Origin of the sequence: Bradyrhizobium sp. SRS-191 (genome assembly GCF_024586915.1) — a bacterium.
GTDB lineage: Bacteria > Pseudomonadota > Alphaproteobacteria > Rhizobiales > Xanthobacteraceae > Bradyrhizobium.
Genome location: NZ_JANBVS010000008.1, coordinates 15003 through 29820 on the forward strand (window position 1 = coordinate 15003; position 14818 = coordinate 29820).

General features: G+C 67.4%; 11 protein-coding genes. 10 read left to right on the top strand and 1 reads right to left on the bottom strand.

Annotated elements, in window-relative coordinates; translation table 11 throughout:
* The first annotated feature begins 5 nt into the window (after positions 1-5).
* The 10 genes from NLR35_RS15990 to NLR35_RS16035 all read left to right on the top strand — a co-directional run bounded on the left by NLR35_RS15990 (position 6) and on the right by NLR35_RS16035 (position 14075).
* On the top strand, positions 6-344 hold the full coding sequence (locus tag NLR35_RS15990; protein WP_257167498.1) for a P-II family nitrogen regulator: 339 nt from the start codon (positions 6-8) through the stop codon (positions 342-344).
* An 85-nt stretch (positions 345-429) separates the two neighbouring features.
* Complete coding sequence (locus NLR35_RS15995; protein WP_257167499.1) at positions 430-1734, top strand: ammonium transporter; 1305 nt, start codon at positions 430-432, stop codon at positions 1732-1734.
* A 323-nt stretch (positions 1735-2057) separates the two neighbouring features.
* Positions 2058-2396 (top strand): P-II family nitrogen regulator, encoded by a 339-nt coding sequence (locus NLR35_RS16000; RefSeq protein ID WP_006611147.1) that lies wholly within the window; start codon positions 2058-2060, stop codon positions 2394-2396.
* 39 nt (positions 2397-2435) lie between these two features.
* Positions 2436-3938: an ammonium transporter gene (locus NLR35_RS16005; RefSeq protein WP_006611146.1), complete on the top strand. Its 1503-nt coding sequence runs from the start codon at positions 2436-2438 to the stop codon at positions 3936-3938.
* Between the two features lie 234 nt (positions 3939-4172).
* Positions 4173-4481: a PilZ domain-containing protein gene (locus tag NLR35_RS16010; RefSeq protein WP_006611145.1), complete on the top strand. Its 309-nt coding sequence runs from the start codon at positions 4173-4175 to the stop codon at positions 4479-4481.
* Positions 4482-4639: 158 nt separating this feature from the next.
* Positions 4640-5362, top strand: a complete 723-nt coding sequence (locus NLR35_RS16015) for a nucleotidyltransferase family protein (RefSeq protein ID WP_257167500.1) — start codon at positions 4640-4642, stop codon at positions 5360-5362.
* Between the two features lie 472 nt (positions 5363-5834).
* Positions 5835-8981 (top strand): double-strand break repair protein AddB, encoded by a 3147-nt coding sequence (addB, locus tag NLR35_RS16020; RefSeq protein ID WP_257167501.1) that lies wholly within the window; start codon positions 5835-5837, stop codon positions 8979-8981.
* A complete protein-coding gene (addA, locus tag NLR35_RS16025) occupies positions 8975-12448 on the top strand; it encodes a double-strand break repair helicase AddA (RefSeq protein WP_257167502.1) in 3474 nt (1157 codons plus the stop codon). The genes addB and addA overlap by 7 nt, the downstream gene beginning before the upstream one ends.
* 102 nt (positions 12449-12550) lie before the next feature.
* Positions 12551-12874, top strand: coding sequence for a thioredoxin (trxA, locus tag NLR35_RS16030; RefSeq protein WP_257167504.1), 324 nt, complete (start codon positions 12551-12553; stop codon positions 12872-12874).
* A gap of 187 nt (positions 12875-13061) precedes the next feature.
* The gene (locus tag NLR35_RS16035) at positions 13062-14075 is read left to right on the top strand and encodes an ATP-dependent DNA ligase (RefSeq protein WP_257167763.1); all 1014 of its coding nucleotides are present in this window, start codon (positions 13062-13064) and stop codon (positions 14073-14075) included.
* Here the strand turns inward: NLR35_RS16035 and NLR35_RS16040 are convergent, their stop codons facing one another.
* Entirely contained in the window at positions 14076-14816 is a 741-nt protein-coding gene (locus NLR35_RS16040) for a metallophosphoesterase (RefSeq protein WP_257167505.1), read from the bottom strand. It lies immediately after the preceding gene.
* Between the last annotated feature and the right edge of the window lie 2 nt (positions 14817-14818).

Here is a 14818-nt window from a genome sequence, read left to right on the forward strand (position 1 = left end):
CGCCCATGAAGCTCGTCGTCGCGATCATCAAACCCTTCAAGCTCGACGAGGTGCGCCAGGCCCTCACCGCGATCGGCGTTCACGGCATGACCGTCACCGAGGTCAAGGGCTACGGCCGCCAGAAGGGCCACACCGAGATCTATCGGGGCGCCGAATACATCGTGAACTTCCTGCCCAAGCTGCGCATCGAGATCGCGGTCAACTCGGATATCGCCGAGAAGGCGGTCGAGGTCATCACCACGCATGCGCGCACCGGCCAGATCGGCGACGGCAAGATCTTCGTGACGCCGATCGATCACGCCCGCCGCATCCGCACCGGCGAGACCGACAGCGACGCGCTGTAGGCCGCCGAGGCCACGGCTCGTCCGCCGCAATGGCGCGGCGGCACGCGAACTTCTCAATCTGATCTGACATGCCGGGGGGACTGTCATGGGGACCTTTGCGTCTCGTTGCCTGCGCGCGCCTGTGGTCTTGGCCACGGCCTTCATCTCCATCACGCCCGCATCGGCCGCGGCGCCATCCACGATCGAGCCGGCTGACACCGCCTGGATGATCGTCGCCACCGCGCTGGTGCTGATGATGACGATCCCGGGGCTGGCGCTGTTCTACTCCGGCATGGTGCGCAAGAAGAACGTGCTGGCCACGATGGCGCAGAGCCTTGCGGCCGTGATGCTGATCTCGATCCTGTGGGTCGCGTTCGGCTACTCGCTTGCCTTCGTCGGCGACGGCGCCTGGATCGGCACGCTCGACCGCGCCTTCCTCGCGGGCATGAGCATGGACAGCGTGCATCCCGGCGCCAAGACGATCCCCGAGTCGTTGTTCATGCTGTACCAGATGACGTTCGCGATCATCACGGTGGCGCTGGTGGCAGGCTCCGTCGCCGACCGCATGCGGTTCTCGGCCTATCTGGTGTTCGGCGTCGCCTGGTTCATCTTCGTCTATCTCCCCCTGGCGCATTGGATCTGGGGCGGCGGCTTCCTCGCCCAGGCCGGCGTGGTCGATTTCGCCGGCGGCCTCGTCGTGCATCTGTCGGCCGGCACCGGCGGGCTGGTGGCCGCGCTGGTGATGGGACGCCGCCACGGCTATGGCAGCGAGAACCTGTCGCCGTTCGACCTGTCGCTCGCGGTGGTCGGCACCGGCCTGCTGTGGGTCGGCTGGTTCGGCTTCAATGGCGGCTCGGCCCTCGGCGCCAATGCGCACGCCGTGATGGCCATTCTCACCACGCATCTCGCCGCCTGCGCCGGCGCCGTCACCTGGGGCGCGCTGGAATGGTCGACCCGGCGCAAACCGTCCGTGCTCGGCATGATCTCCGGCGCGGTCGCCGGCCTCGGCACCATCACCCCGGCCTCCGGCTACGTCGCCCCCTGGCACGGCCTCGTCATCGGCGCGCTCGCCGGCCTCATCTGCTACTGGGCCTGCACCTCGCTGAAGCACCGCTTCAACTATGACGATTCGCTCGACGTGTTCGGCGTCCACGGCATCGGCGGCCTCACCGGCACCATCATGGCCGGCGTGTTCGCCACGGCGGCGATCGGCGGCACGGCCGGGTTGATCGAGGGCAACCCCAAGCAGCTGCTGTCGCAGCTCTACGGCGTCGCCGTGACCCTGGTGTGGTCGGGCGGGGTGACCTGGGGCCTTCTGAAGCTGGTCAGCGCCTTCGTGCCGCTGCGGGTGTCCCGCGAGCAGGAACTCGAGGGCCTCGACATCTCCCAGCACGGCGAGGCGCTGCAGTAATTGACGGCATCTGATCTGTTCTAAGCCGCGGAAATATGCCCGCTCTGTGAGCAGCATTGTGTCTTGAGCCTGGCCTGCGCAGTTTTTGCGCAGTAATGCCCATTTGATGGGCGCGACCGAATAGCGCAGTCCCCCGGCTCCCCCCTGAGGGCCGAAAAGGCCAGGATTCACGGCTCGTTAGCCCTGACCAGCCGTCTGGCACGGCATTTGATTCTATGGCCCCCGGCTGTGCCCGCGTCGTGAAGCTCTCTCCGCGTGGTGAACCTCAGTCGACAGGAAGCGCTCGGTAACGTCCGTACCGGGCCCAAGCGGGGATTGGACCCATGAAAATTGTTATGGCGATCATTAAGCCATTCAAGCTCGAAGAAGTCCGGGACGCCCTGACCGCCATCGGCGTTCATGGTCTCACGGTGACCGAAGTGAAGGGCTACGGCCGGCAGAAAGGCCATACGGAAATCTACCGCGGCGCCGAGTATGCGGTGAGCTTCCTGCCCAAGATCAAGATCGAGGTCGCGATCCCCTCCGACCAGGTCGACAAGACCATCGATGCGATCTCCTCGGCCGCCAAGACCGGCCAGATCGGCGACGGCAAGATCTTCGTCATCAGCCTCGACCACGCCGTGCGCATCCGCACCGGCGAAGCGGACGCTGCGGCTCTCTGATTTCGCGCTCAAACCAGAACACTTACGGAGTAGAATAAAATGACGTTCAAACGTCCAACCAGCGCGGGATGGGTTACGCTCGCAATTGCCGGGCTCTGCGTCGCAGGCCTCGCCGATGTGGCGTTCGCCGAGGACGCGCCGGCCGCCGCTGCCGCAGCCGCCCCCGTTCCGAACAAGGGCGACGTCGCCTGGATGCTGATCTCCAGCGCGCTCGTCCTGATGATGTCGGTCCCCGGTCTGGCGCTGTTCTATGGCGGTCTCGTCCGCACCAAGAACATGGCCTCTGTCCTCACCCAGGTGTTCGCCATCGTCGCCATGGTCGGCGTCGTCTGGACGCTGTACGGCTACTCGCTCGCCTTCACCGACGGCGGCAGCATGACCTCGTGGATCGGCGGCTTCTCGAAGGCCTTCCTGCACGGCGTCGACGCCAACTCGACGGCGGCGACCTTCTCGAACGGCGTCGTGATTCCGGAGCTCGCTTATTTCGTGTTCCAGATGACCTTCGCGATGATCACCCCGGCCCTGATCGTCGGCGCCTTCGCCGAGCGCATCAAGTTCTCGGCGGTGATGCTGTTCGTGCTGCTCTGGGTCACCTTCATCTACTTCCCGATCGCGCACTGGGTCTGGTACATCGCCGCTCCGGATGATGTCGCCAACGCTGCCAAGGCTCTCGCTGCCGCCGGCGACGCTGCTGCCAAGACCGCCGCCCAGGCCAAGCTCGACGAAGTCACCGGTGCTGTCGGCTGGCTCGCCGGCGCAGGCGCCCTCGACTTCGCAGGCGGCACCGTCGTTCACATCAATGCCGGCATCGCCGGTCTCGTCGGTGCGGTCCTGATCGGCAAGCGCACCGGCTACGGCAAGGAGCTGATGGCTCCGCACTCGCTGACCATGACCATGATCGGCGCTGCGCTGCTGTGGGTCGGCTGGTTCGGCTTCAACGCCGGCTCCAACCTGGAATCGAACGGCGTCACCGCGCTGGCCTTCGTCAACACGATGGTCGCCACCGCCGGTGCGGCGCTGTCCTGGCTGCTCTGCGAATGGGCCGTCAAGGGCAAGCCCTCGCTGCTCGGCATCTGCTCGGGTGCGGTCGCCGGTCTCGTCGCCGTCACCCCGGCCTCCGGTCTGGCCGGCCCGATCGGCGCTCTCGTCCTCGGCCTGATCGTCTCCCCGATCTGCCTGTTCTTCGTCTCCACCGTGAAGAACGCGCTCGGCTATGACGACGCGCTCGACGTGTTCGGCGTGCACTGCATCGGCGGCATCATCGGCGCTCTCGGCACCGGCATCCTGGTCAACCCGGCCCTCGGTGGCGTCGGCATCACCGACTACACCAACATCACCGGCAACAACGCCGGCACCTACGACTTCGCCACGCAGATGCTGGCGCAGATCAAGGCTGTCGTCGCCACGCTGGTGTGGTCGGGTGTCGGTTCGGCGATCCTCTACAAGGTCGTCGACGTGATCATCGGCCTGCGCCCGACCGTCGAGCAGGAGCGCGAGGGTCTGGACATCACCGACCACGGCGAGCGCGCCTACAACTACTGAGTTCTCCCGGGACTTGGCCCCACCGGGCCAGGTCCGCAACTTCGGTTCGGGCAAATACCCGGCAATGCCCTGACCGTTGAGGGGCTCCAGCGCAAGCTGGGGCCCCTTTCTTTTTGCGGCGGCATCGTTGCGCCGCGTCGACAACACTACCCCGTAGCTTTACCGGTTCTTAGCCATCCCCGCTTACCTTGCGGCCAGCGGCACCACCGAGGCCGCTCGGGAATGGAGGTTGCGATGGCAGAGCGGATGAAGGGCGAACGCGTCGTCTTCGAGCGCGGCATCCCGGCTTTCATGATGGGCATCGACGGCACCTGGCGGCGCAACTGCACCATCGAGGACGTCTCCGAGACCGGCGCCAAGCTGACGGTCGAGGGCTCGGTCGAAGGCCTGCACCTGAAGGAATTCTTCCTGCTGCTGTCGTCGACGGGCCTCGCCTACCGGCGCTGCGAGCTCGCCTGGGTCAATGGCGACCAGATCGGCGTCACCTTCCTGAAACAGGGCGGCAAGAAGAAAGCCAACAAGCGCGCGGCCGCCGAGGTCTGACGGGCCGGCCACACACCACTGCGGCATCTTGCATCACGACGGCGGCGGGCGGCCGTCGCATATTCGTCATCGGGTCGGGCTATCGCAACCGGCCGAGACGATAGATGTTTTTGCGTGGTATGATTCGCACATACCACCTTTGATCGAGATGCCCTGAGATGCCTGTCCACCCGCACAAAGCCATGGTCCTCGCCGCCGGTCTCGGATTGCGCATGCGCCCGCTGACGGACACGATGCCCAAGCCGCTGGTGCGCGTCGCCGGACGCCCGCTGCTCGACCACGTGCTCGACCGCCTGGCGGAGGCCGGCGTCACCGAGGCCGTCGTCAACGTTCACTACCTCGCCGACCAGATCATCGAGCACACCGCGACGCGCAACGCGCCCCGCGTGGTCATCTCCGACGAGCGCGATCAGGTGCTGGGCACCGGCGGCGGCGTGGTCAAGGCGCTGCCGCTGCTCGGCCACGAGCCGTTCTTCCACGTCAACTCCGACACGATGTGGATCGAGGGCGTGCGCCACAATCTGACCCGCCTCGCCGACGCCTTCGATCCCGAGCGCATGGACATCATGCTGCTGATGGCCCCGACCGCGACCTCGATCGGTTATTCCGGCCTCGGCGACTACGCCATGCTCGCCGACGGCACGCTCCGCAAGCGCCGCGAACATCAGGTGGTCCCGTTCGTCTATGCGGGCGCCGCCATCATCTCGCCGGCGATCTTCGACGGCGCGCCGTCGGGCGAGTTCTCGCTGACGAAGATGTTCGACAAGGCCAACGAGCAGGACCGCCTGTTCGGCCTGCGCCTCGAAGGCGTGTGGATGCATGTCGGCACGCCGGCTGCGGTCACCGAAGCCGAAGAGGCGCTGCTGGAGAGCGCGGCGTAGTTTATGTCCCGACGCACGGCGTGACGCGATGCGGTTACGCTTCCGTTGATCTCCGTCATTGCGAGCGCAGCGAAGCAATCCAGAGTCACGCCCAGAGCCCTGGATTGCTTCGCTACGCTCGCAATGACGCGGAGAGAGCAGCGCGCTCCACGATCTCAGCCGCGATCGGCTTGCACTCGCGATGGCGGTGAAGCGGAAACTGGTTCTACGAATTCCGCTGTCATCGCCCACGAAAGCGGGCGATCCAGTACGCTGCGGCCTCTCGACTCGATCCGGACCGTCTCGGAGTACTGGATCGCCGGTCAAGCCGGGCGATGACGGCAGAGTTTGAGGCTCCGACAACGGCCGTTACCGACTGCGCGCCCCGCGTCCCGGAACAGGCCGCACACCTATCAACACCCATCCACACCCCGGATATGACCTTCGGGCCGCCGCTCCCTATATAGACGCCCTGAGCAATCACGAATCGGCCATGCGCGTCTTCACCGTTCCCATCTCGGCGCCGTTCCTGCGCAGCGTGATCGCGGCGCTGGTCGACGGCCGGCTGGTCGACGGGTTCGAGGCGCGCAGTGATCCGGCGCGGCTCGCGACGGCCACGCTGTATCTGCCGACCCGCCGTTCGCTCCGCGTGGCGCGCGAGATGTTCCTCGACGAGCTGAAGACCGATGCCGCGGTGCTTCCGCGCCTCGTCGCGCTCGGCGACATCGACGAGGACGAGCTCGCCTTCGCCGAGGATCGCGACGCGTTCCTCGGACCCGCGCCGCTGGAGCTTCCGGAGCGGCTCGACGATCTGCAGCGCCGGCTGACCTTGGCCCGGCTCGTCGCGGCCTGGGCCAAGACGCCGGTATCGGCACCGCTGGTCATCGGCGGCCCCGCCTCGACCTTGGCGCTGGCCGGCGACCTCGCGCGGCTGATCGACGACATGGTGACGCGCGGCGTGTCCTGGGATGCGCTGGACGCGCTGGTGCCGGATCAGCTCGACAAATACTGGCAGTACTCGCTGGAGTTCCTGCGCATCGCGCGAACGGCGTGGCCGGCCTATCTGCAGGAGATCGAGCGCATCGAGCCGGCGGCGCGGCGCGACCTGCTGATTGCAGCCGAAGCCGCGCGGCTGTCGGCGCATCCGGACGGCCCGGTGATTGCCGCAGGCTCCACCGGCTCGATGCCGGCGACCGCAAAGTTCCTGCTCGCGGTCGCCAAGCTGCCGCACGGCGCCGTGGTGCTGCCCGGGCTCGATACCGATCTCGACGAAGCCGCCTGGAGCTCGATCGGCGGCGCCAAGGATCGCGCCGGCCGCGTGATCACCCCGCCCGCGGTCAACCATCCGCAATATGCGATGCACCTGCTGCTCAAGCGCTTCGGCCTGGAGCGGCGCGACGTGATCCGCCTTGCGCCGCCCGGCCGAGGCGGCCGCGAGGTGCTGATCTCCGAAGCGATGCGGCCCTCCGAGGCGACCGCCGTGTGGCACGAGCGGCTGCGCCAGTTCGACATCGCCGCCAACATCGCGGAAGCGATGGACAATCTCGCGGTGGTCGCCGCGCCCAACCCGGAGATGGAGGCGCTGGCGATTGCGATCGCGATGCGCGAGGCGCGCCATCTCGGCAAGTCCGCCGCGCTGGTGACGCCCGACCGCGCGCTGGCGCGCCGCGTGATGGCCGCGCTGACGCGTTGGCACCTGACCTTCGACGACTCCGGTGGTGACGCGCTGCTGGAAACACCCGCCGGCATTTTCGCACGCCTTGCCGCCGAAGCGGCCGCGCGCGGCCTGGAGCCGCCGACCTTGCTGGCGCTGCTCAAGCATCCGTTGTGCCGTCTCGGCCGCGCTGCCCATGGCTGGAAGCAGGCGATCGAAACGCTGGAACTTGCTCTGCTTCGTGGCACCCGCCCGCAAGCCGGCACCGGCGGACTTGCGCGCGACTTCGCGCGCTTCCGAGACGAGCACACCAGGCTGCATCAGGGCGAGGCGTCGTCGCTGCACCGTGCCGAGCCGCGGGCGCGGCTCAAGCCCGAGCAGCTCGACCAGGCCGGCGCACTGATCGCGGAATTGCAGACGGCGCTCGCCCCGCTGGAAAACCTCGCCTCCCCGCGCCCGCAGGACTTCGCCGAGCTCGCCGCGCGCCATCGCGAAGTTCTGATCGCGCTGTCGACCGACGATGTCGGGCTCACCACCGCCTTCACGGATCGCGACGGCGCGGCCCTGGCGCGCTGCTTCGACGATCTGCTCGCTTCCGGCGAGCGCTGCGGCCTGATGGCGCCGCTGTCGGACTATCCGGACCTGTTCCACACCGCCTTCTCCGATCGCGCGGTGCGCCGCCCGGAGCGGCACGGCGCGCAGCTGCAGATCTACGGTCCGCTCGAAGCCCGGCTGATGCAGGCCGACCGCATGATCATCGGCGGGCTCGTCGAGGGCATCTGGCCGCCGGCGCCGCGCATCGATCCCTGGCTGAGCCGCCCGATGCGGCATCAGCTCGGCCTCGACCTGCCCGAGCGCCGCATCGGTCTTTCGGCGCACGACTTCGCCCAACTGCTCGGCGCGCCCGAAGTGATCCTGACGCATGCGGCGAAATCCGGCGGCGCGCCGGCTGTCGCCTCGCGCTTCCTGCACCGGCTGGAAGCGGTCGCCGGCGCGGAGCGCTGGAAGGCGGCGGAAGCACGCGGCGAGACCTATGTGCGCTACGCCGAGGTGCTGGATCAGCCACGCGAGGTGAAGCCGGTCGAGCAGCCGGCACCGAAGCCGCCACTCGAGGCTCGTCCGCTGCGGATGTCGGTGACCGCCATCGAAGACTGGCTGCGCGATCCCTACACCATCTTCGCGCGCTACATCCTGCGACTCGATCCACTCGATCCCGTCGACATGCCGCTGTCGGCCGCCGATCGCGGCTCGGCCATTCATGAAGCGATCGGCGAGTTCACGCAGACCTTTGCAAAGGAGTTGCCGCTGCATCCGGCGCACGCGCTTGTTGTCATCGGCGAGAAGCACTTCGCGCCTTTGATGGAGCGCCCCGAGGCGCGCGCGCTGTGGTGGCCGCGCTTTCAGCGCATCGCCGGCTGGTTCGCGTCCTGGGAGAGCGCGCGGCGCGACCAGATCGGCGCCATCAAGGCTGAGACACGCGGCGAGATCGGCATTCCCGTGGGCCCGGATCGCACCTTCATCCTGTCGGCGCGGGCCGACCGTATCGAAGAGCGCGCCGAGGGCACCTACGCCCTTCTCGACTACAAGACCGGCCAGCCGCCGACGGCCAAGCAGGTGCGCATGGGCCTGTCGCCGCAGCTCACGTTAGAGGCCGCCATCCTGCGCGAAGGCGGCTTCGACGGCATTCCCGCCGACAGCCTGATCAGTCAGCTGGTCTATGTCCGGTTGTCCGGCAACAACCCGCCGGGCGAGGAGCGCATTCTCGAACTGAAGATCAACAAGAGCGACCCGCCGCAGCACCCGGACCAAGCCGCGCAGGAGGCGCGCAGCAAGCTTGAAGAGCTGATCCGCAGCTTCGAGGACGTCAACCAAGGCTACACCTCGCTGAACCTGTCGATGTGGTCGAACCGCTACGGCAGCTATGACGACCTCGCCCGCATCAAGGAATGGTCGGCGGCCGGCGGCCTGGGAGTCGAGGAATGGTGAAGGCGCCCCGCCCCATTCCGCAGGCCGTGCGCGACGCACAGACGCGCGCCTCGAACCCGGCGGCCTCGGCGTTCGTGTCGGCCAATGCCGGCTCGGGCAAGACGCATGTGCTGGTGCAGCGCGTGATCCGGCTGCTGCTCGACGGCGTGCCGCCGGAGAAGATCCTCTGCATCACCTTCACCAAGGCCGCCGCCGCCAACATGGCCGAGCGCGTGTTCTCGACGCTCGGTCACTGGGTGACGCTCGATGACGACGCACTCGACAGCGCCATCAAATCGACCGGCATTCTGACATCCGACAAGAAGCTCCGGGCATCGGCGCGAAAACTGTTCGCCAGCGCGCTGGAAACGCCGGGCGGGCTGAAGGTACAGACCATCCACGCGCTGTGCACGCGGCTGCTGCAGCAGTTTCCGTTCGAGGCCAATGTGCCGGCACGGTTCTCGGTGCTCGACGAGCGCGACCAGACCGAGATGATGGAGCGCGCCAATCTCAAGGTGCTGCTCGATGCGGCGCGCGCGCCCGACAGCGCGGTCGGCCGCGCGCTGCAGGTGGCGATGGCCAATGCCGCCGACTCCACTTTCAAGGAGGTCGTGCGCGAGGCCTGTCTGAGCCGTGATCATTTCATGGCCTGGACCGATGGCGCCGGCCACGTCGAGGTCGCCGTGCAGCACCTTGGCGAGGTGCTCGGCATCGGGGCTGATGAGACGCTGGAGGCGATCGAGCGCGACATTGTCGATGGACCCAATCTTCCGCGCGCAGATTGGACCGACATCGCCGCGCGGCTCGACGGCGGCGCCAAGACGGACCAGAAGCAGGCCGACCAGTTGCGCGCCGCGCTGGCGTTCTCGGGCAGTGATCAGGTCGACGAATATCTTCGCGTTTTCCTGACTGACGACAAGGAGCCGCGCAAATCAGTTCTGACCAAGAAGTTCGCCGAGAACAATCCCGGCCTCGCCGGCCTGTTCGACGCGGAGGCGCGCCGGCTCGACCGCGTGATCGAGAAGCGCCGCGCCGCCGTGGTGCGAGACCGCACCGAGGCGCTGCTGCAGATCGCGACGGCGGCCGCGGCGAACTATCGACGGGAGAAGGAAGAGCGCGGGCTGCTCGATTATGACGACCTGATCGACAAGACGCTTGTCATGCTGAACCGCGTCTCCGCGGGCTGGGTGCACTACAAGCTCGACCGCGGCGTCGATCACGTGCTGATCGACGAGGCGCAGGATACGAGCCCGCGGCAGTGGGACATCGTCGCCCACATCATCGAGGAGTTCACCTCAGGCGCCGGCGCGCGCGACGGGCTGATGCGCACGATCTTCGCGGTCGGCGACGAGAAGCAATCCATCTTCTCGTTCCAGGGCGCCGACCCGCACGAGTTCGATGCGCGACGGCGGGATCTGCAGAAGCGCTTCACCGATGCCGGGCTGCTGTTCGATCCGGTGTCGTTCACCTATTCGTTCCGCTCCGGGCCGACGGTGCTGCACGCGGTCGACCATGTGTTCCGCGAGCGCGAGGTCTACAGCAGCATCCATTCGCCCGATATCGGATACCCGATCCACAACGCGCTGACCGACGCCGGGCCGAGCCTGGTCGAGCTGTGGTCCTTGTGCGAGCGCGACGACCGCAAGGAGATCGAGGGCTGGCGCGCGCCGTTCGACGGTGTCTCCGTCACGAGCCCCGAGGTGAAGCTGTCCCGGCGCATCCAGGCCGAGATCAAGCGGCTGATCCGCACGGGCACCATGACCGGCCATGACGGCGCGCGGCGGCGGCTGAGCTATGGCGACATGCTGATCCTGGTGCGCCGGCGCGGCACCGCGTTCGATGCCGTGATCCAGGCGCTGAAGCATGCGGGCATTCCCGTCGCTGGCGCCGACCGGCTCAAGCTGACCGAACACATCGCGATCATCGACCTGATGAACCTCGCCGACGCGCTGCTGCTGCCGCAGGACGACCTCGCACTGGCGACCGCCTTGAAGAGCCCGCTGTTCGGGCTCGATGATGAGGACCTGTTCAAGCTCGCCTGGCAGCGCCGCGGTTCTTTGCGCGAGGCGCTCAGCGCGCATGCCGTGGATGATGCGCGATTGCAGGCGGTGCTGCGCCGCCTGCAGCAATGCGAGCGTCGCGCCGCCGAGGAGACGCCGTTCGCCTTCTACGCCTGGCTGCTCGGTGGCGATGGCGGCCGGCGCCGCATCCTGGCCCGTCTCGGCCACGAGGCCAATGACGCGCTCGATGAATTCCTCGAGCTGGCGCTGTCCTATGAGCGCAAGGCGCCGGCCTCGCTGCAGGGCTTCGTCGCCTGGCTGCGCGCGGCCGACACCGAGGTGAAGCGCGACATGGAGATCTCGCGCGACGAGATCCGGGTGATGACCGTGCACGGCGCCAAGGGCCTGGAAGCGTCCGTGGTGTTCCTGGTCGATACGACCTCATCTCCGGCGGACTCGCAGCGGCTGCGGCTGATCCACGTGCCCTCCGGCGAGCAGGAGATCGTGGTCTGGGCCGGGCGCAAAGCGGACGACCCGCAGCCGGTGGCAGCGGCGCGGACGGCGATGCTGAAGGAGACCGAAGACGAGTATCGCCGCCTGCTCTATGTCGCCATGACGCGCGCCGCGGATCGGCTGGTCATCGGCGGCTGCATGCCGGGCAACATGAACAATGTCCGCGGCGGCAGCTGGTACGACCTGATGGCGCGCGGTCTCGATGCCGCGGGGCTTGAGGTCGAGGTGATCGAGACCGAGGACGGTCCGGTAAAGCGCTACGCGCGACCCGAGGACATCGCCGAGACCGCCAAGGACGAGGCGCGGCAGATGGTGGAGACCGCCGTCGAACTGCCGGCGTGGCTGCGCACGGCGGCGATTGAGGCGCCGGGTGACGTCGCCGTGCTCCGGCCGTCCGATCCCTCCGCCGACGAGCGGCCGGTGCGCACCGGCGAATCCCTGGCGGCCCGCAGTCTTGCGATGCAGCGCGGCACGCTGGTGCATCGCCTGCTGCAGTCGCTGCCCGACGTCGCGCCGGAGCGGCGGCGGGAAGCCGGGCTGCGCTATCTCAAGCGCAATGCCCCCGATTGGCCGGAGGAGGAACGAAACCGGCTCGCTGACAGCGTGCTCGGCGTGATCGGCGATCCTCGCTTTGCAGCGGTGTTCGCGCCGGGCAGCCGCGCCGAGGTGTCGATCGTCGGCCGGCTGGCGGGCGCGGGGCAGCCGGCGGCGCTGGTGTCCGGCCAGATCGACCGGCTGGTGGTCACCGAGGCCGAGGTGCTGATCGTCGACTTCAAGACCAACCAGCAGCCGCCCTCCGTGCTGGCCGAGGTGCCCGAGGCCTATGTCCGCCAACTCGCGCTGTACCGGGCCGTGCTCGGTCAATTGTACCCCGGACGGACCGTCCGGGCCGCCCTGATCTGGACCGAAGCCCCTGAATTCATGGAGCTTCCGGCCTCCGCGCTGGACGCCATGCTGCCATCCCAGCACGACTGAGTGAGCGCGCTTGACCGCGCATGATGCCATTCATACTTTGACACCCACGCTGAGGCGGCGCGATATCAGCGCCGCTCCCTCCAACCCAACGAGGTTATTCCCATGTCCGCCGTGGCCAAGGTTTCCGACGCCGATTTCGAAAGCGAAGTGCTCAACGCCGACGGTCCGGTCGTGGTCGACTTCTGGGCCGAGTGGTGCGGCCCGTGCCGCATGATCGCGCCGGCCCTCGACGAGATCGCGAGCGCGATGGGCGACAAGGTCAAGATCGTGAAGCTGAACGTCGACGAGAGCCCGAAGACGGCCTCCAAGTACGGCGTGATGTCGATCCCGACGCTGATGGTGTTCAAGGGCGGCGAGATGGCCTCCCGCCAGGTCGGCGCAGCGCCCAAGGCGAAGCTGCAGCAGTGGATCTCGTCGTCGATGTGATCCCGTAGGGTGGGCAAAGCAGCCGCCGTCAGGCGGCAGTGCGCCCCACCACTGGACCAGCATTTTTTCTGAACGGCCGGCGGATTCGCCGGCCGTTCGCGTTGAGGGATGTGTTTTCGCGTTTTCGGATGTCGCCATGCCCGCCCGCGCCCATCGCTCGCCCTCCCGCAAATCAGGCCTGCTGGCCATGGAGGCGCGGTCGGTGGACGCGATCCCGCGCGGCGAGGAATGGCAATACGAACCGAAATGGGACGGCTTCCGCTGCCTGCTGTCGCGCGACGGCGCCACCGTGACCATGCAGTCCAAGGCTGGCGAGGACCTTGCGCGCTACTTCCCCGAAGTGGTCGCCGCAGCGCGCGAGCTGAAGGCTATCAGCTTCACGCTCGACGGCGAGCTGGTGGTGCCGCAGGACAAATCGTTTTCGTTCGACGCACTGCTGCAGCGGATCCATCCGGCCGCCAGTCGTGTGAAGAAGCTGTCAGCGGAGACGCCCGCGCTCTTCCTCGCCTTCGACCTGCTGGCGACGGCGAGGGATAAGACGCTCATGACCAAGACGCTGCACGAGCGGCGCCCGGCGCTGGAAGCGTTCGCGAAGGCGAATTTCGCCGATCATCCGACCTTCCGGCTGTCTCCCGCGACGACGCGGTTCGCGACGGCGCAAGATTGGCTGGCGCAGTCCGGCGGCGGCTCGGACGGCGTGATCGCCAAGCGGATCGACCTGCCCTATCAGGCGGGCAATCGCGACGGCATGCAGAAGATCAAGCGCTATCGCTCGGCGGATTGTGTCATCGGCGGCTTCCGCTACGCGACCAACAAGGGAGCGAACGGCCGCAAGCTGGTCGGCTCGCTGCTGCTTGGCCTCTACGACGATGACGGCCTGCTGCATCACATCGGCTTCACCTCGGCGCTCAAGAAAGACGAAAAGCCCGGACTGACAGACAAGCTCGAGCCGCTGATCGCGCCGCCCGGCTTCACCGGCAATGCGCCAGGCGGGCCGAGCCGGTGGTCGACGGAGCGGTCGGCCGAATGGTGCCCGCTGAAGCCGAAGCTGGTGATCGAGGTCTGCTACGACCATTTCTCCGGCGAGCGTTTTCGCCACGGCACCTCGATCCTGCGCTGGCGTCCGGACAAGTCGCCGAAGCAATGCACCTTCGATCAACTCAAGCAGAAGGTCGCCGATCCCATGAAACTGCTCGCCTGATCAGCGGATCCAGCCGGTGGCGAGCGCCGACGCAAACTCTTCGTCGCCATTGGTCCGAGCCAGTTCGGCCATTGCGCCGTGATCATAGGGGACGTGGCGAAAGCTTACGCTCCAACCGGTCGGCGTCAGCTCGAGGATCGCATAGCGCGCGTCGGGCGTGCCGGCCTGCACGACATGCGGATGCGGGACGTTGTAGGAGAAGCCGGGGCTTCCGACGCTGCCGGGATTGACGATCAGCCGTCCGTCGCGGAGCCGCACCGCGCGTGCGGTGTGCGTATGCCCGCATAGGATCAACGACTGCGAGATGCCGGCGGCCAGTCGCTCGATCTCATCGAGCGGCGCGCAAGTGATCGCACCATCCGGCGCGACGCTTTCGAGCCAGTAAGTGTTGTCGTCGTCAGGCGTCGCGTGACACAGGAAGACCTCGTCGCGATACACGGCGGTCGCCGGGATCGTGCGCAGCCAATCGAGATGGCCTGCTTCGAGCTGCGGGTACGCCGGCCGCTCCCAGGCGCCCATCCTCTCGAAAGGGCGGTCGATCAGCCAGCGATCATGATTGCCGCGCACATGCATTGCATCGAGCGGCATCAACAAATCCATCGTCTTGCGCGCGTCGAGCGGGCCGCTCGCCATGTCGCCGAGATTGACGATCTCGGTCACGCCTTGGGCCCGGATGTCCGCGAGCACGGCCTCCAGCGCGAGATGGTTGCCGTGGACGTCGGCGATCGCGGCGAAGCGCATGG

What these genes read in the sequence shown, in the direction of transcription:
- NLR35_RS15995 (WP_257167499.1), top strand. Translation starts at nt 430, where the DNA reads ATGGGGACCTTTGCGTCTCGTTGCCTGCGCGCGCCTGTGGTCTTGGCC.
- NLR35_RS16035 (WP_257167763.1), top strand. Translation starts at nt 13,062, where the DNA reads ATGGAGGCGCGGTCGGTGGACGCGATCCCGCGCGGCGAGGAATGGCAA.
- NLR35_RS16015 (WP_257167500.1), top strand. Translation starts at nt 4,640, where the DNA reads ATGCCTGTCCACCCGCACAAAGCCATGGTCCTCGCCGCCGGTCTCGGA.
- NLR35_RS16000 (WP_006611147.1), top strand. Translation starts at nt 2,058, where the DNA reads ATGAAAATTGTTATGGCGATCATTAAGCCATTCAAGCTCGAAGAAGTC.
- NLR35_RS16040 (WP_257167505.1), bottom strand. Translation starts at nt 14,816, where the DNA reads ATGCGCTTCGCCGCGATCGCCGACGTCCACGGCAACCATCTCGCGCTG.
- trxA (WP_257167504.1), top strand. Translation starts at nt 12,551, where the DNA reads ATGTCCGCCGTGGCCAAGGTTTCCGACGCCGATTTCGAAAGCGAAGTG.
- NLR35_RS15990 (WP_257167498.1), top strand. Translation starts at nt 6, where the DNA reads ATGAAGCTCGTCGTCGCGATCATCAAACCCTTCAAGCTCGACGAGGTG.
- NLR35_RS16005 (WP_006611146.1), top strand. Translation starts at nt 2,436, where the DNA reads ATGACGTTCAAACGTCCAACCAGCGCGGGATGGGTTACGCTCGCAATT.
- NLR35_RS16010 (WP_006611145.1), top strand. Translation starts at nt 4,173, where the DNA reads ATGGCAGAGCGGATGAAGGGCGAACGCGTCGTCTTCGAGCGCGGCATC.
- addB (WP_257167501.1), top strand. Translation starts at nt 5,835, where the DNA reads ATGCGCGTCTTCACCGTTCCCATCTCGGCGCCGTTCCTGCGCAGCGTG.
- addA (WP_257167502.1), top strand. Translation starts at nt 8,975, where the DNA reads ATGGTGAAGGCGCCCCGCCCCATTCCGCAGGCCGTGCGCGACGCACAG.